This window comes from Herpetosiphon sp. (genome assembly GCF_003512625.1).
In the GTDB taxonomy this organism is placed as follows: Bacteria; Chloroflexota; Chloroflexia; order Chloroflexales; family Herpetosiphonaceae; genus Herpetosiphon; species Herpetosiphon aurantiacus.
In genome coordinates this window covers 22056-44527 of sequence record NZ_DOPT01000001.1, presented here as the reverse complement: position 1 = coordinate 44527, position 22472 = coordinate 22056, and the positions used below count along the sequence as shown (strand labels likewise).

Here is a 22472-nt window from a genome sequence, read left to right as displayed (position 1 = left end):
GATTAAAGCCCCCTGCGTCTCCCGCCTTGAGGCGGGACGGAAGGGTGGTGATCAACAATTCATGGTGATTGATCGATGATGTGGGTAAAACCTACCCTTGATCAGCAAAAAGGGAATATGGCGAAATTAATAACCTTCAGCAATTTGCTCGGAGAGCGTTGCCCGCAGTTCGGGCGAAACCCGCATATACAAACCAGTTGCCTCAGCCACAATCGTACCATCAGGCAATTGGGCAAAACCTTCGACCTCAAGCGCTCGCCCGCGATCACGCACCATGCTGGCAGTAAAGGTAATTTCTTGATCAATCGGGGCTGGCTGGCGATAGCGAACCTCAAAACGCCCAGTCATCGTCCAAGCATCGATCAAAAATCCCACTCGACCGAGCGTTTCATCAAGAATTGTCGCGATAATGCCGCCATGCACAAAACCGGGCCAACCTTGATGAAGTGCGGTTGAGACAAATCGCGTGATCACCGTTTTCTCTTCCTCAAAGAAATCCAATTGCAAGCCACTGGGGTTATTTTTGCCACAGACAAAACATGCCTGTGAATCTAATTGGCGATTCATGAATGCTCCTTTTGCAAATATAGGCGATTATAGCGCAAAAAAACCACGACTCGCGGTGAGCCGTGGTTGCTGTTTATCTGTAGATTTAGGCTTAATTTAATTTGCGGACTACTGGATGGAAGCTAAACAGAACCGTCATCACCAGCATAATCACGCCACAGGTTGCAAACAAGGCTGGTGCACCAAATTTGTCAGCGACTAACCCAGCCACCCCATAGCCAACTGGCAATAAGGCGATTGAGCCAAGCAAGTCGATGCTGGCAACCCGCCCAAGTTGTTCGCGCTCAACCATTTCTTGCATGGTATGCGTCCAAATCAAGCCAAAGGTTGCAATCCCGATCCCGCGGAAGACCAATACGCCCAGCAAAGCTGCCAAGGCCATGGTTCCCCCAAGCATACTCACATTGAAACCAATAATCCCGACCAAGAGCGTAGCCAAACCAGCAAGAAATAAAGCTCCATAGCCCATCAAGCCACGGCGGCGCAAGCGATTACCTTTGCTCAGCCAGATCGAGGCCGAAACCGCACCCAACGCAATGCTGGCATGCGCCCAACCTAATCGTTCGCTGGGTAAATTCAAAAATTTATTAATCAAAATTGGCAGGGCGGTTTGAGCAGGAGCAGCCAGCAGCAAGTTAGCTAACGACGAAAGAATAATCGTCATCCAGAGCCATGGATTAGTGCTGACGGTTTTCAAGCCAGCCCCAACATCCTTTAAAATGCCACTCGAGCGTTTGGCCTTGGCTCGGCTGGCATCAGTCGATAACAGCGGAATCAGACACAAGCCCGAAACCAAAAATGAAACACTGTTGAATAAAAAGGCGGTTGCCGATCCACCGAAACCAACAACCAAAGCGGCAATCAATGGCCCCAAAATCAAGGTCATTTGGGCGCTCAGAGCTGTCAGTGAATTAGCTCCAGGCAGCGATTCAGCCGGCACAACATCGGGCACTAAGGCGCTATAGGCTGGTTGGAAGAACGAATCAAAAAACCCAAAGGAGATACTCGCCGCATAAATATGCCAGAGTTGCAGCGTATTCGTTAGGGCCAGAATTCCAACCCCACCCACAATCAAGGCTCGCAACATATCCGAGCTAAACATCAGCCAACCACGTGAAAAGCGATCAACCGCTGCGCCGCCAAGTAGCAAAAACACGATCATCGGCGCAAATGAGCAGATCAAAACCAAGCCCATGGCCGTTGCCGAGCCAGTTTTTTCCAAAACCCAAAGCGAGAGCGCCACTTGATACATCGTATCGCCCAAACGCGAAATCGTCTGGCCCGTCCAGAGCAAAGCAAACAAGCGTTGTTGTAAGGGTCGAAATAGGCTATTCTCCGAGGTTCGTGAGGTCATGCTTCCTCCTACAATTTCGCGCTACGATGAGCAACATCCCAACTGTTGGCTTGCTCACCTTAAATATTGTGCATGGGAGATTCAGCGTGGAACCCTTAGCCCAACAATCTTGTACTAGCTACGCCGCTCTGCGTATGATCGGCTATCGTAAGCATTGGCAGGCCAGCTACTGGCACAATTGGCAAGTATTGGCGCTTGAAAGCAGTTATCGGCGTGGATGGCTGTTCTCTCTGCCCTAGTATGCTCTTAATTCAGAAGCTGGGATGTAGGCTATGATCGCGTGGCGAATTATACCAATTTTTAACTTTTCCTGCAAGGTGGTTTTTTATCCAAGCATGGTATAGAAGTAATATCCTAAATGAAATCTGTCAGATTTATCTAGCGGCAATATTTTTATGATTAATTCATAACATGTTTATACAGCGTACAGCAATTATTTTGTTAAATGCGGTTATTTAAGCTTAATCGGCCCTGCGAACGAAGCCAAATTGGCCCACCAACCCTACAATCGAGCCAAGCAAAGCAGCTTCATAGTTCAAGGATACAAACCTATGCCATGGCAGATTGTTGAACGGAGGATCGGACGAGCGGGCACACCGCAACAACGTCAGCAGCGCCAACGCCGTTGGGATCAACGCTATGGAGTCGATCAGTGGGCAATTGGCTACCAGATTGCTGGCGAATTTGTGCTTCAAGAACATGCCATCGAATCGATTTATAATGCTAGTTATGCCGCTCATTTTGAGCAAAATCCCGCTGACTTGGCTGAACTACTGGCACTCGCCAAAACGATTTACAACCCACACGCCCAAGCAACCAATAATGTCGATCTGCAAGTGCCAGCAATTCTGGCCTATCTCAAACGTCAAAACTTGCAGTTCCAAGGCCACGAGCGCTTAGCAATTGGTTCATGGCAAGGCCAAGCTAGCCATCCCCTGAGCATTCGGCTTAGCCCATTGCACATTCAGGTGATCAACGACCCCGACACCACGCTTGAGCAGTTTTGGCAGGAGCAAAAATGTTTGGCCCAGTGGGTCGATTAGGACTTGTACATAAACATAATCAATTGCCACTTGCTTTAGAGCATACTCTAAGCTATATCATACAATCAGTAGATGTTGATATTTGTGCAGGAGTTGAATGTATGGTGATGCAACAGGTCGTTGAACAAAGCTTAACCATCCAACAGATGGCCGAAATTACTGGCCTCAGTGCCCACACCTTGCGATATTACGAACGTGCAGGCTTGCTGCACGATTTGGTTGATCGTAATCAGCAAAATGGCTATCGCTCCTATACCCAACGCCATATCAATTGGATTCATTTCATCAAATGCCTACGAGCCACGGGCATGCCAATTCGTGATATTCGGCGTTACACCGAATTGCTGCATCAAGGCGACCATACCGTGCGCGATCGTTTGAACTTGTTAAAAGCACATCGACTACGGGTTGAGCAGCAACTAACCGAGGTGCAACAACATCTTGAGGCGGTTAAACGCAAAATTAGTTATTATGAAACGCTTGATTAATGGGGATTAAACGTTCAATTAATCGCCTTAAAAATCAGCGCTTAACCTGATCTTTCATTCTCAAACTATGGTATGATCGGCGTAAGTTGATCGATTTTAGGGTTTGCTTGTGGTTAAGTTGCGCCAAATAACCAGTGTACTGGGCATTTTATGGCAGCAATTGCTCTGTTGGGCGATGGTGCTGCATCTTGGCGTGGGCTGCCCAGTCGGCTGTGTGGTTAATTGCGAAGCCCAAGCACAGCTTAAAACTCCAGTCATTGAACAACCAATCGTCTTAGAATGTACCACTGAACACTCGGTGATCCCAAGCTATGCGGTTGAGCCAAGTAGTCCTGCCAACACCGTTGTGCAGTTGGTCGCTTGGTTTCCAATGGTGTTAATTCTGCCCTCCTTTAGCCGCAACCTAGCCAGCCAACGCCAGCAATGGCTGATTCCGCTGCAACAGGCTTGCTCGTATATTGTGCTGCCCACCGCACCGCCTCCTCGTCCAACAAGCTGAGTCCATCGTTCGATTCAGATTTTGTTGATGCTGTAGATCTACAGCTTTTTCGAGGATGTGCATGATGAGTAACTCAACCCGTTCAGCCAAAGGCCACCGCCGCAACCAGCCAGCCCGTTCGTTCAAAATGTTTTATCTCGCCCTTGGGGTCATTGGCATTCTTGGAATTGGCTTTGTGCTCGTTCAATCGCTGAGCAAGCCCGCCAGCGTCAGCAATACTGGGCCAATGCCCAACCAAGCTGGTTTAAACGCGCCCGTTGGCAAAACTGCTGATAACTATTGGTACAAAGGCCAGTCCGATGCCCCAGTCAAAGTCGAAATTTACGCCGATTATGAATGCCCAGCCTGCCGCACGCTGGAACTCGAATTAGCTCAAGCCGATTTCGATGGGTTGTATGTCGAAACTGGCAAAGCTCAAGTGATCTTCCGTGAGTTTCCGCTGAAAACAATCCACAAATCGGCCCAACTAACCGCTGAAATCGCCCGCTGTGCTGGCGATCAAAATCTATTTTGGCCAATTCACAACGCCTTGTTCGATAGCCAAACTCAATGGGCGCAAAGCCTTGGGCCAAAAACTCAAATTATGGCCGCCGTCGAACAAGCAGGCGCTGACCGCCAAAAAATTGAAAGTTGCGTCGATGCCGGAACCTATACTGATGTGATCAACACTGCTTACGATGCAGCACTAGAACGTCAACTACAACAAACGCCCACGGTATTTGTCGATGGTCAACAAGTTAACTTCGAAACCGACTTTGCCAAAACCTTGATGGCAGCGGTCGATGCTAAATTGCCAGCCAATAGCAGCAATTAATTAAAAAGGCGAGCGATCCAAGCATGTTGGATCGCTCGCCAATATTTTAGGCCTGCTTGAAGAAACGAATTAGCTCGCGGGCATGCTCCAAAAATTGGCCATCGGTCGAGATTTGGGCGACAGCATGTTCAATTTCGCGGCTAATTTGGCGATGTGCTACCTCGTTATTGGTGCTCAAGCTTTGCAATTCGACGTTTAATTGCTCGATGCGGCGCTCTAAACGTTCAGCCTGTTTGACCTGCTCGCTGGCCCATGAATCGGCTTCTTCAAGGTTCAATTGCTCAATTTTGTATTCGAGTGTTGCTACTTTATCTTTGAGCAACATAATATCATCGCGGGGAAAACGCACTTCCTCATGAATCGTGGCTAGCCGTTGGGCCACATATTCATAGCCTCGTAAGGCTGGCCGCAACCCAGTTAGCAAAATCGCAGCGCCAGCTGCAATATAGCCAACGCTGCTAATATCGCTGGCGGCAACGCCATATAAGGCCACCGCCGAAACCAGATGCAACAACACTGCCCCAACTAATGATTTTTTGGCAATCGACTTGGCATAGTGCTGTTGGCTGGCTTGAACGACAATACCGCGTTGCTGCGAAATTTCAGCATCGGCCATCACCGTGCGAGCATCAAAATAGATATTCCAAGGAATGACCGTAATTGCCAAGAGCCACCAAACGCTAACAATGCCCACCAACCAATCGGTCACGTCGCCAGCCGGAATATCAAACCAGCGAGTCATAGCAAAGAGCACAATCAACAAACCTGTTAGCAGGCTGCTCATCAACAAAAAGCGGCTAAAACTTGGGCGTTGAGCAGTAATCATGGCAAACCTCCAGCGCAGCAATCAAGCGAGATAGGCTCATTCTAGCAGGCTGAAGGCTTGCCGCAATGCATCATTCGATACAGATTAAGGTGCATTTGGCGGCCAACAAAATCACCAAGCAGCAGCTGATACTTGGTGATTGAAAAACAACAAAGGTTTATTCTGCTGGTTTAAGTCGATTCAAGCCCTCAAAAATCAAGGCCATCGCCAAAGCCACCACAAACAGATAAGTTCCCAGCATTTCGAGGCCCAAGCCATCGGCCAATAAACCAAAGCTACTGGTAATCGAAGCGCCGCCCAAGGTTGCCGCAGCAATTTGAAAACCAATCGTATTAGCCGAGTGGCTTGGCCCCATGCGAGCTGGCGTTAAGGCAATAAACGAAGGGAACATTGGGGCTAGTGCCAAACCTAGCAAGGCAATCCCAATCAAGGTCAGCCAAGGAGCAACATTCAACCAGAATAACACCACGCCGATAATCGCCGCCAGCATGCTCAAACGTAACAAACTCAAAACACTGATCCGACCAACGATCACGCCCGAAAGCAACCGCCCAACCGTCAAGCTGCCCCAATAGACACTCACCCAAACCCCAGCAATGCCTGGCGGCATACCACGCGAGGTTGTGAGTAGGGTATACAACCATTGGCCTGCACAAAATTCCAAGCCCGTGTACAGGAAAAACAGCAGAATGCTCAGCCATGTCGCTGGTAAACCCAAGGTTTGCAGCATTGTGGCGCTTGCAACCGGTTCCACAGCAGCCTCAGAATGTTGGGTTTGCCATTGTTTGCGGGTAATTGCAAAGGCACTGGCTAGTAATAGTTGTGCAATCCCGACCACCACATAGCCAACCCGCCACGATTGATTGGCGCTAATAATGCTACTCATAATGACTGGGCCGCTAGCAGCGCCCAAGCCAAACGAAGCATGTAACCAGTTGAGTGTGCGTGGGTTGAAATTATCAGCAGCGTAGGTATTCAAGCCCGCATCAATCGCGCCTGCGCCCAAACCTGCTAAAATACCCAAACTCGCCATAAAAATCCAAGTTGGGGCATAACCATAGCCCAGCAAACTCACAGCGGTCGCCAGACAACTCAAGACCAACAGCCAACCAACGCCAATTTTGGTCAATACTCGCCCACTGCTAAAACTGGAAATCAAATAGCCAATCGTGCCGCTCGTAACTAACGCACCCAAGGCATCAAGCGATAAACCAAACTCTGCGCGAACCGATGGCCATGCAACCCCAGTTAGGCCATCGGGCAACCCTAAACTGATAAATGCTGCATAGGCCAAGCCAACTAAAAGCGTCGAATGCCGCCGAAGCGAAGGTGTAGAATGCGCCACGATTCAACCCATTACCTTTCTGAAACGTTTTTTCTGTAACGATTCAGAAGTATAGCATGTATAATAAAGGCTGACAATCAGTCCAAAGGAGCAGATCTGTGGCACATGATCACGAACCCGCAAAGCCCCATCGGATCACCATTAGCACCGTTGCCGCTGCTTTAGGGGTCGCTGTCTCGACCGTTTCTAACGCCTACAATCGACCCGACCAACTTTCAGCAGAGCTGCGTGAACGAGTGCTGGCAGTCGCTACCGAGCTTGGTTACCCTGGGCCAAACCCAGTTGCTCGCAGTTTACGCCAACAACGGGCTGGCGCGGTCGGGGTGCTGTTTGCCGAGCGCCTGCCCTATGCCTTTCGCGATCCGGCGGTGTTGATGGTGCTTGAAGGGATTGCTACCACGCTCGAACAGGCTGGTCTCGGCTTATTACTCGTGCCAGGTCGCGACGACGACACCACCACCGTTCAACAAGCCTTGGTCGATGGCTTTATTGTCTATTCGATGATGGAAACTGATCCCTTGGTTCAGGCTGCTCTGAAACGTCGGCTACCGACAGTGCTGCTTGACCAACCGCCCCGCCCTGATGTACCGTCGATTATCGTTGATGATGAGGCTGGCGCACGTATGGCCACCGAGCATCTATTAAGCCTCGGCCATCGCCAATTTGCAATTATCACCGATCGCTTGGTCGAAACCAATCTACGACCATCGAGTGCGCCAATAAACGTTCATGATCAGAGCAAACCAACCTTTTTCGTCACCCAATTACGCTTGCAAGGCTATCGCCAGCCACTTGAAGCAGCAGGCATCGATTGGCGCAGCGTGCCAATTTACGATTGCAACGATAACAACGAAGCCGATGGTGCAGCAGCCATCCAAATTTTACTCGCCCACAACCCACGTCCAACTGCCATTCTCTGTTTAACCGATCGTTTGGCGTTGGGGGCAATCGCTGGAGCGCAACAAGCGGGCTATCAGGTTCCGCAACAGCTTTCAATCGTGGGCTTTGATGATATTCCTCAAGCCAGTCAAAGCGTGCCGAGCTTAACCACCATTCGCCAAGATCATCGCCAAAAAGGCTTATCAGCAGGCCAAGCCTTGATTGAACTGCTGGCTGGCCAAAGCCCAACCAGCTATCAACGGCTGGCAGTCGAGTTGGTAGTCCGCGATTCGACCGCAGCAATTTAAACAGAAAACCCTGATCCTAAAGCAATTAGGATCAGGGTTTTCTGCACTATGTCAAATTTATTCGAGCGGTAAACCGGTCATTGGGTCGAACAAGCCACGGCGTGGCTCAGCAGCCGTGCGGGGTTCGTTTGGCTTTTTACCACCTTCAGAATAGTGATCATTCTGAACACCACTGTAGGCCCGATCAATAAATGGGCGAATTAAGTCAATTGGCAATGGGAAGACCAAGGTCGAATTCTTTTCGACCGCGATTTCGGTCAAGGTTTGCAAATAGCGCAATTGCAAAGTCACTGGCTCGCGTGAAATCACATCGGCAGCTTCAGCCAAACGCTTGGAAGCTTGGAATTCACCGTCGGCGTGAATGATCTTGGCGCGTTTTTCGCGCTCGGCTTCGGCTTGTTTTGCCATCGCCCGTTGCATTGATTGAGGCAATTCAACGTCTTTAATTTCAACGATATTAACTTTGATGCCCCAAGGCTCAGTTTGTTCGTCGATAATTTGCTGCAAACGATGGTTGATTTGCTCACGTTGCGAAAGCATTTCATCAAGCTCAAACTGACCAACAACTGAACGCAGGGTCGTTTGGGCAATTTGCATGGTTGCGCGAATGTAATCCATCACATTCACTACCGCCTTGCCTGGATCAATCACCAAGAAGTACAACACCGCATTCACCCGAATGGTCACATTATCACGGGTAATAACTTCTTGGGCTGGCACGTCCATCGTAATCACGCGGGTGTCGATCCGAAACATACGCTCAAGCATGGGAATCACAAAGAATAAGCCAGGCCCGCGCACGCCAACCAACCGTCCTAAGCGAAAAATCACGCCTTTTTCATATTCTGGGATAATTTTGATTGCCGAGATCAAAAAGAAAAATAAGATCACCGCAATGAAAATTAAGGCAATTCCGCCAAACTCACCCATTGTAATCACCTCCGCGCATTAGCGCCCACTATGCGCCACTCGACGCACAATCAAGGTTAAACCATCTAAACCAACAATTTCAGCCTGATCGCCTACGGTCAATACATCATCGGAACGGGCTTGCCACAAGGCTCCTTCAACAAATACCGTGCCTTCAGGCGCAACTGACGAACGAACTTTAGCAATTGTGCCAACCAAACGATCGCCGCTGGCTCCACGACCAACGCGCTTGCTGCGGCGAATAATCCAAATGCTTAGCCCAATCACGCTTGCCAGCCCAAGGCCAAGGCCTGTAATCAAGGCGCGTGAGACGATAATCCCAGGTGCTTCGGCTGGATCAACCAGCAACAAGGCACCAATCACAAATGAAGCTAGGCCACCAACCGTCAAAGCTCCGTGTGCGGTCGCAAAAATATCAATCCCAAATAGCACAAAAGCCAGAATCAGCAGCACCACCCCAACCGTGTTGAGCGGCAGTACACTGAGGCCATACAAGCCCAAGCAAATCGCGATTACGCCCAAGAAACCACCCACGCCTAAACCTGGGTTGGCCGCCTCGAAATAAATGCCCAAGCTACCGAGGCTAATCAACATTGTGGCAATCGTGGGGTCGCCCAAGAAGTGCAAAAGCCGTTCGAGCCACGTCATTTCAATTGGTTGGAAAGCACTGGTTTGGGTTTGCAGCGTCACCTGATTACCATTGGCCAAGGTTACTTCGCGGCCATCAAGCTGACGCAATAAATCAGCATCATCTTGGGCAATCAGATTAATCACACCGAGTTCAAGTGCCTCGTTGCTACCAATCGAAACACTTTGGCGCACTGCTTGCTCAGCCCATTCAGCATCCCGATCATTCGATTCGGCCCAAGTGGTGATTCGCGCAACGGCATCGTTGGTAATTTTATCGCGCAGATCACCTTCCATATCTACGCCGCTCCCATCGACTGGATGGGCCGCACCAATGTTGGTATTGGGCGACATTGCGGCAATATGGGCAGCATAGGTAATAAAAACTCCAGCCGAACCAGCATTCGCACCTTGGGGCGTAACATAGACAATCACTGGCAATTTGGCATTGAGTACAGTCTCGCCAATTTGCCAAGTTGAGGTTGTTAGCCCACCAGGCGTGTTTAATTTAATCACTAAACCTTGACATGCTTGCTGTTCAGCTTGGATCACGCTCCGTTGCAGATAATCGGCAACCGCTGGATTGATAATGCCACTGACCGAAGCCACACACATAGCATCGTCAGTCGCAGCATAACTCAAGCTTGGTAGGGTTACCAAACTTAGCCAAACAATTAAAGCTAGGATTCGCAGCTGTCTCATCGTACCTCCCTTGGCGATGCCATACAGCCTATACGGGGCAACATTCAAAATGATGCAACATTGCTTAATCCTATTGTAGCAGGCTTCGCAAGGGCTAGGCCACCCCAAGCGAGATTAACTCGATTTAAGAATTCTCACAAAATGTTCATTTTAAACAGCGAACTCTCGCTATCCGCGAAACCTGAACCTGCGGTATACTTAGTGGGTTCTCTGTGTGCTGGTTAGCCGAATCGTTCAAATCATATTATCAAGCTACATGCATCAATGAAAAAAGCTTTTTTGCTCTTTTGGGTGATGATGCTGGCAGTTCTTGCCTGTGGAATAGCGATTTACTATCTCCCAGCAAGCGCGGCAGTCACTCCCTCCAATTCATATCTTGAACGCACTGCTGCTGTTACTTCCGAGGCTGATGTTCCACCGTTGGTTTCCTCGATGCCACCAAGCGTATGGTTTTTTCCTGAACGCGCCAAAATTGGTAGTGTTGAAATTGGCGGTATGAGCGAGGATGAAGCCTTAGCCGCCTTGCAAGCAGCCTATCCCAACCCCACCTTGACTTTGACCAACCCAGTTTTGCTTGAGCCAATCAAACTCGATGGTCAACAACTTGGCTATCAGCTCGATTTTGCCCAAGCCTTACGCGATGCTCACGACCTAGCTGAAAAGCAAATTCCAATTCGCTTAGCAGTCAATGCCTCGTTCGATCAGCAATTGCTCAATCAGACGCTTGGCGAAATTGAGCAGGCGCTAGCTATCTCGCCCACGGTTGGCTATGATCGGGTGGTCTATGCCTTTGTGCTGACTCCTGGCTTGACGCTTGATCGAACAGCCTTGGTAGCCGAAATTACCCAAACCTTGCAACTGAGTCAAACTGATCCACTGTTGATTCCAACGAGTCCAGTCACGGCGAATTTGCAAGCGAGCACCGAACAACTAACGGCAGCCTTGGCCGATCGCGAGGCTGAGTGGGATGGCGTGGTTGGCATCTCAGTTTACGATATGGAAACCAAGCAATGGTTCGATTATCAAGCCAATACGGTTTTTTCGGGCATGAGCGTGCTGAAAATTCCAATTTTGCTGCAATCATTTCTTAGTCGCGAAAGCTTCACCAAAAATCAATATGCCATGATCGATCTGATGATTGGTGATAGCGATAACGAAGCTTCCAACGATCTGCTAGCCATGATCGGCGATGGCGATAGCTTAGAAGGCGCATACATCCTTGATCAAACATTAACTGATATTCTAGGCCTAGAATATACAACCTTGGCCGCCCCATTTGAGTCGATCGATTATCTTTCAAATGTCCAGGGCGTAGAAATTCCCCAACGAGGTCAAGAGGGTGCTCGGCCCTACACCGACGCAGATCCCTATGTCCGTTCATCGCCACGCGAGATGGCCCAAGTCGTTTTGGCGATTGTCGAGTGTAGCCAAGGCCAAGGGGTTTTGCTAGCAATCAAAGATAGTTTGCTCAGCCCTGAACGCTGCGCTGAAATGTTGGAGATCTTAAGTCGGAATAAAGATACCAACAAAATTGTGGCGGGTGTCGCTGAAGGTAGTTTTGTGGCCCATAAAAGCGGCTGGATCGATGATGCTCGTGCCGATGCAGGCTATGTGCGCGATCCCAACGGTGATGAATATATTGTGGCCATGTGGATTTGGCAAGACACCGACTATATTGATACACCAGTTTCTGATCCACTACTCGCCGATCTTTCGCGGATCATCTATACTGCACGCCATCCACAAATTCGCTAGTCGTCGTTTGGAAAGGGCTACTGGGATGATTGGAACAGAACCGCTTTACATTGAACAGTTGAAGGTTGAAGCCGAACGCTTGCAACGCCGTTTTGAGCAAGCAACCGATGTTGATGAATTTATTCGCGTTAGCCAAGAAGCTAGCCGCCGAATTGCTGTGCTTGCCCCGATTGCCAGCATTATTCAGCGCTATATGCTCATTTCCGAGTTGGCCCACCGCGAGTACGAAGCTCACAAGCCCCAACCTAGCGAAGCGTAGCTGGGGCATAGTGTTGCAATAATACGGGCTGTGGAGCTTCTTCAACTAATTGTAGAAACAGTGGCACTAAGGCTGGGTCAAAATGGCTGCCCGCCAAACCAGCAATATGTTCACGAATTTGTTCGACCGGCCAGCCTGCACGGTATGGTCGGTCGGACCGCAAAGCATCCCACACATCAGCCAAGGCAAAAATTCGCGCCGCTAAAGGAATTTCCTCACCTTGCAACCCACGCGGGTAGCCGCTACCATCCCATTTTTCGTGGTGACAATAGGGAATATCTAAGGCTGGCTCTAAATAATGGATTGGCCGCAACAGCTCATAGGCATAGGTTGGGTGTTTTTGCATAATAACCCACTCTTCGGCAGTCAATGGGCCAGGCTTATGTAAAATCGCATCGGGAATACCCATTTTACCGATGTCGTGTAGCAACGCCCCACGCCAAATTTGGGTCAGATCGTCGCCAGTAATTCCCAAGGCCTCAGCAATGCGCACCGTCATTTCAGTCACGCGCTTGCTATGGCCCTCGGTTTCTTTATCACGCAAATCTAAAGCCCGCGACCAAGCCTCAATGCCCGCATTATAGGCATCGATAATTTCTTGATTCAGCCGCTCGACTTGGCGGCGCTCATCTTGCAAACGTCGATAACGATTCAAACGCGTAATCGTTTGCAAACGGGTTTTTAGTTCAAGGCTATCAATTGGTTTGCTCAGAAAATCGTCGGCTCCAGCGCGTAAGCCTTGCAAACGCGATTCACGATCATCCAAGGCGGTCACCATAACCACCGGAATTTCGGCGAGCAATGGGTTAGCCCGAATTTGGCGGCAAACTTCAAATCCATCCATATCCGGCATCATTACGTCAAGCAAAATAGTATCTGGCAATAATTCGAGGGCTTGGGCAATCCCCGATAGGCCATTTTCAGCAAAAACTAAGTGATAACCCTCACCTTGAAGCACAGCATTCATACTAGCGCGTGCAACTGCGAGATCGTCAATGATGAGGATTGTTGCAGGATTATTCACGATCAAGACTCCTTTGTTGGTTGCACAAGGTATTAATTAATTGTTCAAGTTCAACTAAATTAAGTGGTTTATATAAAACTGTATCGGCTTGCTCGGCAAGCTGTGGTTGATCAAGAATTGCTAAAGCGCTTAAAGCTATAATCGGCAGATCATAATAACGCTTATGTCGTCGAATTGTATTAACCATCTGGAGTGCATCACCGCCAGCTAATTGTAAATCGAGCATCAATAAATCAATTGGCTGATTGGCAATTGCTTCATAGATATCGTGTTGGTTGTAGACTAAGTTGACATTCCAGCCAAATTCACTCAAGAAATCGCGAATCAATAAGCTATTAGCCAAATTATCGGCAGCAAACAGAATCTGCTTGGCTTGATTAATCGGCAATTTTTGCGGCAGCTGATAGCGCGAATCGATATATTGCAATGCATTCAACAAACGAGCCTGATTTAACGGCTGATACATGCAATGCCAATGCGCAGGAATCGTCAGATCAAGCTTGAAATCTTGATCACAGAATAAAATGACTGGATGAGCGGCAGTTTGATGGCGAAGTTGCTCAAAAAGCTGTTGTGATAAGCTTGTTTGGCGTAAATCATAAATGAGCGTTTGATTGGGTTGTTGTAAGTAAGCTTGTACATCGAAATATGGTTTGCAAAAACGTAGCGCTAAACCCAATTGTTCGGCATAGGCCGCCAATTGCATATTCAGGGTGCGATCTTCGGTCACCGCCAGTAGCATCGGTTGCTCGGTTGGCTCAACAATTTCAGCATTGCCATACCATGGCAGCACTAGGCGAAACTGACTACCAACCCCAACTTCACTTTGTAATTCAACTCGTCCACCATGCAAATTGGCCATATGGTACACTAAGGCCAAACCTAAGCCAGTTCCTGCATATTGGCGTGAAAGTTTGCTATCAAGCTGTGAAAATGGCCGAAATAATTTTGGGATATCCTGAGTATTGATGCCAATCCCAGTATCCCAAACGGTTAATTCAACCTGATGGAATTGGCTATCCAACTTGACTGATAAACCAATTCGGCCACCAGCAGGTGTAAACTTCACCGCATTGCTTAATAAATTGACCAACATTTGTTTCAAACGACGTGAATCGGCGCAAAGCATCGCATCGGCGGCACATGGTTCATACAATAATTCAAGTTGTTTATTCTGAGCTAATTTTTGCACCATGCGAATGCTGGCTTGGCAAATTTCATCAATCAGCATTGATTGATGATTAATTGTAAGTTTGCCAGCTTCAATTTTGGAAAGATCAAGAATATCGTTGATCAAATCGAGTAAATGGCGGCTATTTTCATCAATTTGTTGCAATGCTTGTGCTTGAGCTTGGTTTAATGCTCCATATTGGTCGTAGCGCAAGGCTTCAGTAAAGGCTAAGATTCCAGTTAAGGGTGTACGCAGTTCATGGCTCATACTAGCCAAAAATTCATCTTTAAGCCGTGCTGCTTTGGCTAGTTCAGCATTGGCAATGCTCAATTCATCGGTTTGTTGCTGCAAGGTTTGTTCAATCCGCTTGCGCTCGGTAATATTGCGAATCACCATCACGACCTCATCATTAGCACTTGGCGCAATCCGCGCCTCAAATACGGTATTCCCCTTGGGCAAGGTCAGTTCATACTCAACATTTTGGGTGCTATTGGTCTCAATCGCCCGTTGAGTAGCGCTCATAATATTCAGAATTTGCGGTTGCGGCTGATGATTATGGGCATTCGCCCCAATCATGGCATCTTGGGGCAAAAAGAGATCCGAGGGATCGTTGGTGTGATAATCTAAAATCTCGCCCTTGAGCGTAAATCGAATCATCAAATCGGGCATGGCTGCTAGCAACGCTCGATTTTTGGCTTCGCTCTGGCGCAGTTGCATTTCGGCATGCTTGCGTTGAAATAACGTGCCCAATTGGGTGGCAATCACTGAAATCAAATTAGTGGTGCGTTCGTGATCAACCCCACGACTACTGCGAAAAAATTCCAAAATTGCCACAACTTGATCATTAGCCAAAATTGGCACAGCAACCGCCGATTGAAGCCCAACTTGCTGGGCTAATTCGTAGCCACGTTGATTAAGATTGCCTTCAGTCCAATGATCGTGCTCAATCGCATAATTGGCTGAGTGTTTGGTTTGCCAGACCCGCCCAGCCAAACCAGCACCTTGCGGTAATTCCAAGCTTTGAAGATACGTATAAAAATGTTGAAAACGTTCGTTGCTGCTCCAGCGAATCGGGGCAAGCGCCAAGAAATCTTGGTTGGCATCTGGAACCCAGGCTACACTCAAATCCCAGCCAATTGCTGCACAGATGTTGCGCAACACCACTTCAAGCGCACTATTAAAATCAGCGGCCTCACTGACCGAGCGGGTTGTACGATAGAGCAAATGAAATTCTTCTTCGGTGCGTTTGCGGGCAGCGATATTATTGCCAATCAGCAAAAAGCCTTCGAGCACATCGGCATGCAACAGTGGCGTGATGGTTAATTCAAGCGGAAAGCGTGAGCCAGAACGGTGGATAGCTTGCCATTCGTGAGGCTCAGCCACACCACGCCGCGCCTCGGCCAGCAAAATATCCAAATCGGAATAGAACAAGCCACGATTACGATGTTGCTCGGTCTCCCAGCGATACCTCAAATCGGAGCGATCAAATAATTTAGTCGGGAAGGGACGGCCTAATAATTCAGTTTCTTGATAGCCAAACTCAAATTCAGCCGCGCGATTAAAGCCGCGCACCACGCCTCCAGCATCAAGCGAAATAATAATTGAAGGTGCATGTTGAATCATAGTGCGCTGAAACCGATACGATTGAGCTAACTCTTGGGTTCGTTCGATAACACGTTGTTCAAGCTGCTCGTTCAATTGCCGAATTTGCTGCTCTTGTAATTTACGTTCAGTAATATCGCTTGCCACGCCCAATAATTGTGAAACTGTACCATCAGCATCGATTACAAAAGGGGTCATACGTAGAGCAAAATAGCGATAGATGCCTTCTGGTGAGCGTAAGCGACATTCAAAATCAACAATTAATTGGGGATCGCTGCTAGTAACTGTACGTCCTTGTAGGACTTTGCGGATGATAGCATGATCGTCAGGGTGGAATAGGGGCCGAATGGTGTTCATATCACTAGGATCAATGTTGAAGCTTTTGAACCATTGGCGGCTCACTTCGTTGGTATAGATCAACGAGGCCGAAGCACGATCGTAAATAAACAGTTGCGATGGCAAGGTATCGGCAATTTTTTGAATAAAATGCTGCTTGGCTTGGGCCGCCGTTTCAGCTTTTTTCAAGGCACTCAGATCATCAGTGATGCCAACAAAGCCACAGAGCACGCCAGCTTCAATTACTGGCGAAATGCGCAACCGCAGCCAAATTAATTGATTCAGCTTGGTATGCAAACGCACCGTTTGATCAAACAAAACGCTAGGAATCGGCTGTTGATTGACTGAAAGCGCCAAATTGTGCCAAAAACTCTCGCTATCTGAGGCATCTTTAGGGTGTAAAAATTCCATCCAAGCATCACCCAGTACATCTTCGAGCTTAACTTCAAGCATATGCAAGAGCGCAGTGTTGGCATAGACACATTGGCCTTGGGTATCGCAGAAAAAGACCCCATACGGAGCGGCCTCGTTAATTGCCCGATAGCGAGCCTCGCTGCTGCGCAACATCACTTCGGCCAAACGGCGGCTGCTAATATCGCGGCCCGAAATATTAACCCCTTGCACCACTCGCTGTTCATCGAGAATTGGCGCAAAGTGAAATTCATAGTAACGAGTGGCCCCAGCATAGTGATGCACGAATTCTTGAGCAAACGCCTCACCTTGCAACGCGCGGCGATAGGCTTCATTCCACGGCTTAGCAATTGGTTTAGGCAGATGCAACATGCTCATTGGCTGGCCCAGCTCAATATGTTGGTCGTACCATTGATGCAAATAATCATGAAAGGTGCGGTTGCTCATAATTAAATGCTGACTACTATCAATCGACCAAATCAGGCTCTCAGTATGGTCAATCAAGGCTTGGAGTTTGGCAGTATGGCTGCGAACATGCTGAAGTTCGGTTTCAAGCAGGCTGACTTGTTGCTTTAATTGGAGTTCCAGCAGCGATTCATTGGCATAACAGGTCATGACAGCAATTCCTCTACAAGCTCTTGATGTCAGTTTCTCAGGCCACAATCAAGCAAACTTCCATTTCTATCGCTAGAGTACGTTTGTAAACCAACGGAGAACCTTACGAATACACATTGATGAAAACGATTTCAGTCCTATTATAGCTAGTGCTAAATGGGTAGAACATGGTACAACCATGGGTGACGTTCAATGCCAATTCAGCTTGGCTCTGGTATAATCGCGCAGTTATTTTGGAAATCGAGGCACACTACATGGGGCGGCGTGTTGCAAGTTGGGTCTGGGTTTTAGGGCTGTATAGCATTTTAGCGATCGGTTTAACCTGGCCGTTGATCACAGTTTGGGATAGCCAGATTCCAGGCCAAGCCCATAAAGACGGCTTAGAAGATGCCTATCAGAATATTTGGAACCTGTGGTGGATGCGTCAGGCGATCAGTCAGCCCACGAATCCATTAATAACCGATCGATTTTTTCACCCTGAAACTCCTAATTTGTACTATCACACCCTCTCACCGATCAATACCATCTTAGCCACCCCGATCACGGCGATCTGGGGGCCAATTGCTGGGTTTAACAGTTTAGTACTACTATCGTTCATCGTTGGAGCATTTGGCGCTTGGAAGTTGGCCTATGATCGGGTTGGTTCTGCTTGGATCGCCCTCCCAGCAGGGGTGATCTTTGCTTGGAACCCTTTTCATGTAGCCTCGGTGGTTGAAGACGGCCAGCTGCAAATTTTCTGTTTGCAATGGATACCATTTTATCTTTTGTATGCTTGGCGATTGGCCGAACGTGGCGATCGCCGTTCGTTAGGCTTGGCGGGGCTTTTTCTCGGCCTAACCATTTGGACTGATTGGTATTTTAGTTTGTTTTTGTTGCTTTGGACACTGGGCTTTGGGCTTTGGCAGTTTTGGCGCAGCGAATGGCCACAACGCAAACGCTTATTCATACAATTTGGCCTGCTGGGAATAATTGGGATGCTCACAGCTCTGCCGTTATTAGTGCCAATGTTAATCGAGGCCAGCCGCGCCGATTATATGCAACTCTACCCTGAAAATGATCCGGTGCGGCTTTCAGCAGATTTGGCGGCGTTTGTGGTTCCAGCTCGCTTACATAGCCTTTGGGGCCGCTTCTTCAGCGACTTGCCGAGCGCAATCAATCGACGCTTATATTTGGGGGTTGTGCCACTTAGCTTGGCACTCATAGCAACGTGGAAAACAGCCAAAGCCCGGCCTTGGCTGATTATGACGTTAATTCTGGCAATTTTAGCCTTGGGGCCAACGCTTAAACTTGCGGGCACAACCACGACGATTCCGCTGCCCTACCGTTTAATTCAGCAACTACCATTTATTAGTTTGGCTCGCCAACCTGATCGCTTTATGGTGCTAGGAATGCTAACCTTGGCAATCGCTAGCAGCTATGGCTTGGTTTGGCTCAGCAGCAAATTAATCTGGCAACGCACATTGGCGCTGGTGATCGTCGTTATGATTGGGATTGAATATCTGCCAACGCCCTTTGACATGCGCCAACCACCAATGCCCCAAAGCTTAGCCCAATTGCCCAAAACCGACGATGCTGCCCTGCTCGAATTGCCGTTTCATGAGGATTTGCCCTATCGTGATGCAGAGCGCATGTTGTTTCAAACCGTGCATGGCCGCCCAATCAGCGGTGGCTATCACTCGCGGCTGTATCCACAGCCACAATATCAATTGCCAGTGCTCCGCGATTTAGCCACGCTGAGCCAGCACCCAGAAATTGTACAAACCGCAGGCAATTGGCAACAACAATTAGCAACATTGAATTTTGGCTATATCGTGGGCTACAAGCAACAGGCAAACGGGCCACGCAACTATAGCCCCGCACAAATTGCCGAGTTTAAACAATTTGTCGAGGCTAATTTAGGGGTGACGCAACCGCTGGCCGAAGATAATTTTGTGGTGATCTATCAAGTGCCACAGGCTCAAGGCGTGCCAATTATCAATCTACGTGATGGTTGGGGCAAGTTAGAGCCAAGCGCAACTGGCAATTATCGCTGGATGGGCCAGGCAGCCAGTTTGGGCTTGATCGTGCCTGAGGCTGGTTTTTATCGTTTGCGTTGGCAGGCAACCCCGGCTGCAATTGCCCGAAGCTTACAACTTTCTTGGCACCATAATCAATTAAGCATCCCGATCAGCCTTGAGCCACGCCAATACGAAGTGCTGATTGAGCTGCCTGCGGGCCAAACCATCGTGCAATTACAAACACTTGAACCAGCGACAACCGGCGACGCAATTGCCAACAACGGCGATCAACGGCTAATCAGCCTGCAATTGAGCAATCTGCAACTGATCAGCACTAAATAATTATGGCAAGTTCTTTTTGATCATGGCATAGATTGCAGGTTGGAGCTGTGGGCGAGCTTGTTCGAGCAGCCAGCGCTCAAAAACGTGATTCGGATCGTTCAAATAGTGGGTTGAAGCGCCTTGTTCTACGGCAATGACTTCGCCAAAAACCGTCAATCGCAGCGGCATGCCAGTGCTCATAAGCTCTAGATACATACCGCTATAGCCTAAACCTGGTGGTTCGGGGCGGGTGGTAGCTGGCGTAGCGGTTTGGAGTACCTGTTGAATCGCATCAACAGCATTCGCATTCAAAAGCCAACTTGGATTAGGCATGCCTGAAAATATTTGAATATAGCCTGTGCCAGCGGTAATTGCCGATAAATCACCAAAGGCAGTTGGGGTTGGTTGATCAGGGGTTTGGGAGGCACAACTCAGCAAGATAATGCTCAAACAGCTCAATAATCCAAAACGCCAGCGCATCGTTAATCCTCACAACGTGATTAATTAAGCTAAGCCTACCAGAATCACATGAGTTAATAATTAATGCAGGGCAACAAAAACCCTCTCGCAAATGCTGCGAGAGGGTTTGATTTAGACGCTCAAAGCTTGTTTATAGAAGCCTTGCATGGTTGGCGGCAGCATCGAGGCAATTTGATGCATGGTCGTGTCCAAGGCGAGTTGGCGGCCTTCGTGGCCCTTAATTTTACGATCAACCACAATTGGCGCAGCATAACGCACAATCACCGTTGAGCGTCGCCATGGCCAACCCAGCGTTTTAGTGCCAATCACGGCGGCTGGCACAATCGGCACATTCGCCAGTTGGGCCATGGCGATAATGCCATGTTTGCCTTCTAAAAGCTCGCCAGAACGCGAACGCGTGCCTTCAGGCAAAATAATTAATGGCTGACCCGATTGCAAGACGGCTTTACAACGGGCTAAAGCCTCGCGATCAGCCTCACCCCGCCGCACGGGAATGCCGCCAACCGCCGTGGCAATTCGCCCAAGAATCGGCAATTCAAACAATTCTTGCTTACCGAGCGCTCCAATCAGATGGCCAGGCGAACCTAAGGAAAGCGCCACAGGGTCCCAATTGCTCACATGATTCGAGGCCAAAATATAGCCACCAGTCGCCGGAAGATGCTCTTGACCTTCGACAACGAGACGAGCACGCATCCCCAACAGCACACGGCAAACAAACCGTACAATTTGATAAATTAATGGCACCACGGCGCAAACCTTCTAGCAGCTAGGGCAAAGCACGAAGTCGTAAGTTATCAAAGTAGACATCGGCACTACTGTTGCCAGCTAACACAAAACCATACGCTCCACCCGGGAACGCAGGCAAAACAACTTCTCCAAGATAGGTATCATTCCAATAGAGATGGGTTACTGCACCACGCTGGGCAATCACCAAGCGACCTGGGCCGAGGCCTGAACCAGAAGCCAAGAGCGTGGTCTGAGCCGCAAAGCGTTGTTGAAAAGCCCATGTTCCATCGGCGGCAATAATAAAGCGATAGTAATTATTGCCATCAATAAAGCCCATCATCAAGCCACCACTACCACTGACCGCCTCAACATCCACTGCCAAAACGACATTTTGGGCAGGCAAAGCTGGGCCAAACGACCAAACCGAGCCAACCCCAGCGACCATGGTCATATGATAGCGACCATTGATAAACTCAAAATTCCAGTTGCCACCATTACCAACCGGCCATGTCCCGCCGTCCAAATTATCAGTGACAAGAATTGGTCCACTCAGATCGTCTGGTAAGGGAGCAGGTGTATTGCTTGGGGCAGCAGTTGGTTCGCTGGTCGGGCTGGGTTCGAGCGTTGGCTCAACAGTCGGCTCGCTGGTCGGGCTGGGTTCGAGCGTTGGCTCAGCTGTTGGTTCGCTGGTCGCCTCAAGCGTTGGCTCAAGCGTTGGTTCAACCACAACCCCTTCATCACTTGTTGCAGTTGGGTTGCTAGCAACCTCGCCTTCAACCGTGACGGTTGGTAGCTCAACAGCGATTAATGCAGTTGCCGTCACATTTGGATTGGTTGCGTTGGTATTTGAACCACCAAAAACCCAAACAGCACCAATCAAGGCCGCAACGCCAACACTACCGCCAATAATCGCCACAGCCTTTTTGTTGACTGGGCGTTTGGCTTTGGCAGGTTGGTTGCGTTTTAATGCAAATTCAGCGCGATAGAGCAAATCGGCGCTATCACGATAAAAAGGATCAGCATTTTGAATTTGGCGAAAAATATTGGCAGCACCAGCAAAATCATTGGCAGCGAGCAAACTACGGCCATGCTCGTAAAGCTGAGCCAACCGCTCAGGATTACCAACTGGCTCAGGAGTTGCCGCTGCGCTCGGAGTTGCCCGCCGAACAGGCTTGTCTTTTTGGGTCAAACTATAGGCTTCGGTAATCGCTGAAGCTCGTTTGCGGGCATATTCTTGTTCGTTGGGGCTAGCACTGCTCCAACGATCAGGGTGATATTTGGCAATTTCTTGGCGATACGCCCGTTTGATTTCCTCTGGCGGAGCGCTTCGCGTCACGCCAAGCAGTTCATAGGAGTCAAGCTGTTCAAAATCGTACACGAGCACTATCCTCTG

The 22472-nt window shown here is 48.9% G+C and carries 19 protein-coding genes; 8 read left to right on the top strand and 11 right to left on the bottom strand.

Translation table 11 applies throughout. The features are described 5' to 3' along the window. Window positions 1-126: 126 nt before the first annotated feature. Both DEF47_RS00175 and DEF47_RS00170 read right to left on the bottom strand, forming a co-directional pair. Complete coding sequence (locus tag DEF47_RS00175) at window positions 127-567, bottom strand: PaaI family thioesterase (RefSeq protein ID WP_012189037.1); 441 nt, start codon at window positions 565-567, stop codon at window positions 127-129. 91 nt (window positions 568-658) lie between these two features. Further along, window positions 659-1921: an MFS transporter gene (locus tag DEF47_RS00170; RefSeq protein ID WP_012189036.1), complete on the bottom strand. Its 1263-nt coding sequence runs from the start codon at window positions 1919-1921 to the stop codon at window positions 659-661. Between the two features lie 551 nt (window positions 1922-2472). Between DEF47_RS00170 and DEF47_RS00165 the strand changes: the two genes are divergently transcribed. The 4 genes from DEF47_RS00165 (at window position 2473) to DEF47_RS00150 (ending at window position 4765) form a co-directional block, all read left to right on the top strand. After that, window positions 2473-2964 carry a hypothetical protein gene (locus DEF47_RS00165; protein ID WP_012189035.1) on the top strand — a complete coding sequence of 164 codons (492 nt, stop codon included), beginning with the start codon at window positions 2473-2475 and terminating at the stop codon, window positions 2962-2964. A 101-nt stretch (window positions 2965-3065) separates the two neighbouring features. Then, window positions 3066-3452 carry a MerR family transcriptional regulator gene (locus DEF47_RS00160; protein ID WP_287044896.1) on the top strand — a complete coding sequence of 129 codons (387 nt, stop codon included), beginning with the start codon at window positions 3066-3068 and terminating at the stop codon, window positions 3450-3452. A gap of 109 nt (window positions 3453-3561) precedes the next feature. Then, a complete protein-coding gene (locus DEF47_RS00155) occupies window positions 3562-3951 on the top strand; it encodes a hypothetical protein (RefSeq protein WP_012189033.1) in 390 nt (129 codons plus the stop codon). 64 nt (window positions 3952-4015) lie between these two features. Next, complete coding sequence (locus DEF47_RS00150; protein ID WP_287044895.1) at window positions 4016-4765, top strand: DsbA family protein; 750 nt, start codon at window positions 4016-4018, stop codon at window positions 4763-4765. Between the two features lie 46 nt (window positions 4766-4811). On the opposite strand, the gene DEF47_RS00145 is transcribed toward DEF47_RS00150, so the two are convergent. Both DEF47_RS00145 and DEF47_RS00140 read right to left on the bottom strand, forming a co-directional pair. Next, window positions 4812-5591, bottom strand: a complete 780-nt coding sequence (locus tag DEF47_RS00145; RefSeq protein WP_012189031.1) for a hypothetical protein — start codon at window positions 5589-5591, stop codon at window positions 4812-4814. 157 nt (window positions 5592-5748) lie between these two features. Further along, on the bottom strand, window positions 5749-6936 hold the full coding sequence (locus DEF47_RS00140; RefSeq protein ID WP_012189030.1) for an MFS transporter: 1188 nt from the start codon (window positions 6934-6936) through the stop codon (window positions 5749-5751). A 98-nt stretch (window positions 6937-7034) separates the two neighbouring features. On the opposite strand from DEF47_RS00140, the gene DEF47_RS00135 reads away from it, so the two are divergent. Then, complete coding sequence (locus DEF47_RS00135; protein ID WP_012189029.1) at window positions 7035-8123, top strand: LacI family DNA-binding transcriptional regulator; 1089 nt, start codon at window positions 7035-7037, stop codon at window positions 8121-8123. Between the two features lie 57 nt (window positions 8124-8180). On the opposite strand, the gene DEF47_RS00130 is transcribed toward DEF47_RS00135, so the two are convergent. Beyond that, on the bottom strand, window positions 8181-9053 hold the full coding sequence (locus tag DEF47_RS00130) for a slipin family protein (protein WP_012189028.1): 873 nt from the start codon (window positions 9051-9053) through the stop codon (window positions 8181-8183). An 18-nt stretch (window positions 9054-9071) separates the two neighbouring features. Next, a complete protein-coding gene (locus DEF47_RS00125) occupies window positions 9072-10382 on the bottom strand; it encodes an NfeD family protein (protein ID WP_012189027.1) in 1311 nt (436 codons plus the stop codon). 264 nt (window positions 10383-10646) lie between these two features. Here DEF47_RS00125 and DEF47_RS00120 point away from each other — a divergent pair, with 264 nt between their 5' ends. Further along, on the top strand, window positions 10647-12137 hold the full coding sequence (locus DEF47_RS00120; RefSeq protein ID WP_012189026.1) for a serine hydrolase: 1491 nt from the start codon (window positions 10647-10649) through the stop codon (window positions 12135-12137). Between the two features lie 25 nt (window positions 12138-12162). Further along, complete coding sequence (locus tag DEF47_RS00115) at window positions 12163-12396, top strand: hypothetical protein (protein WP_012189025.1); 234 nt, start codon at window positions 12163-12165, stop codon at window positions 12394-12396. Here DEF47_RS00115 and DEF47_RS00110 read toward each other — a convergent pair. Next, window positions 12383-13420, bottom strand: coding sequence for an HD domain-containing phosphohydrolase (locus DEF47_RS00110; RefSeq protein ID WP_012189024.1), 1038 nt, complete (start codon window positions 13418-13420; stop codon window positions 12383-12385). The genes DEF47_RS00115 and DEF47_RS00110 overlap by 14 nt on opposite strands. Beyond that, the gene (locus DEF47_RS00105; protein WP_012189023.1) at window positions 13413-17555 is read right to left on the bottom strand and encodes a PAS domain S-box protein; all 4143 of its coding nucleotides are present in this window, start codon (window positions 17553-17555) and stop codon (window positions 13413-13415) included. Before DEF47_RS00105 ends, DEF47_RS00110 begins: the two co-directional genes overlap by 8 nt. Window positions 17556-17722: 167 nt before the next feature. On the opposite strand from DEF47_RS00105, the gene DEF47_RS00100 reads away from it, so the two are divergent. Beyond that, a complete protein-coding gene (locus DEF47_RS00100; protein ID WP_012189022.1) occupies window positions 17723-19894 on the top strand; it encodes a putative glycosyltransferase family protein in 2172 nt (723 codons plus the stop codon). Here the strand turns inward: DEF47_RS00100 and DEF47_RS00095 are convergent, their stop codons facing one another. The 3 genes from DEF47_RS00095 to DEF47_RS00085 all read right to left on the bottom strand — a co-directional run bounded on the left by DEF47_RS00095 (window position 19895) and on the right by DEF47_RS00085 (window position 22457). Then, complete coding sequence (locus DEF47_RS00095) at window positions 19895-20353, bottom strand: hypothetical protein (RefSeq protein ID WP_012189021.1); 459 nt, start codon at window positions 20351-20353, stop codon at window positions 19895-19897. Window positions 20354-20464: 111 nt separating this feature from the next. Then, window positions 20465-21100 carry a lysophospholipid acyltransferase family protein gene (locus DEF47_RS00090; RefSeq protein WP_012189020.1) on the bottom strand — a complete coding sequence of 212 codons (636 nt, stop codon included), beginning with the start codon at window positions 21098-21100 and terminating at the stop codon, window positions 20465-20467. Between the two features lie 19 nt (window positions 21101-21119). Then, on the bottom strand, window positions 21120-22457 hold the full coding sequence (locus tag DEF47_RS00085) for a DnaJ domain-containing protein (protein ID WP_012189019.1): 1338 nt from the start codon (window positions 22455-22457) through the stop codon (window positions 21120-21122). Window positions 22458-22472 lie beyond the last annotated feature (15 nt).

Excerpts from the sequence above, each read along its gene's own strand:
- DEF47_RS00175 (WP_012189037.1), bottom strand. The coding sequence starts at position 567 with ATGAATCGCCAATTAGATTCACAGGCATGTTTTGTCTGTGGCAAAAAT.
- DEF47_RS00170 (WP_012189036.1), bottom strand. The coding sequence starts at position 1,921 with ATGACCTCACGAACCTCGGAGAATAGCCTATTTCGACCCTTACAACAA.
- DEF47_RS00165 (WP_012189035.1), top strand. The coding sequence starts at position 2,473 with ATGCCATGGCAGATTGTTGAACGGAGGATCGGACGAGCGGGCACACCG.
- DEF47_RS00160 (WP_287044896.1), top strand. The coding sequence starts at position 3,066 with ATGGTGATGCAACAGGTCGTTGAACAAAGCTTAACCATCCAACAGATG.
- DEF47_RS00150 (WP_287044895.1), top strand. The coding sequence starts at position 4,016 with ATGAGTAACTCAACCCGTTCAGCCAAAGGCCACCGCCGCAACCAGCCA.
- DEF47_RS00145 (WP_012189031.1), bottom strand. The coding sequence starts at position 5,591 with ATGATTACTGCTCAACGCCCAAGTTTTAGCCGCTTTTTGTTGATGAGC.
- DEF47_RS00130 (WP_012189028.1), bottom strand. The coding sequence starts at position 9,053 with ATGGGTGAGTTTGGCGGAATTGCCTTAATTTTCATTGCGGTGATCTTA.
- DEF47_RS00125 (WP_012189027.1), bottom strand. The coding sequence starts at position 10,382 with ATGAGACAGCTGCGAATCCTAGCTTTAATTGTTTGGCTAAGTTTGGTA.
- DEF47_RS00120 (WP_012189026.1), top strand. The coding sequence starts at position 10,647 with ATGAAAAAAGCTTTTTTGCTCTTTTGGGTGATGATGCTGGCAGTTCTT.
- DEF47_RS00115 (WP_012189025.1), top strand. The coding sequence starts at position 12,163 with ATGATTGGAACAGAACCGCTTTACATTGAACAGTTGAAGGTTGAAGCC.
- DEF47_RS00105 (WP_012189023.1), bottom strand. The coding sequence starts at position 17,555 with ATGACCTGTTATGCCAATGAATCGCTGCTGGAACTCCAATTAAAGCAA.
- DEF47_RS00100 (WP_012189022.1), top strand. The coding sequence starts at position 17,723 with ATGGTACAACCATGGGTGACGTTCAATGCCAATTCAGCTTGGCTCTGG.
- DEF47_RS00095 (WP_012189021.1), bottom strand. The coding sequence starts at position 20,353 with ATGCGCTGGCGTTTTGGATTATTGAGCTGTTTGAGCATTATCTTGCTG.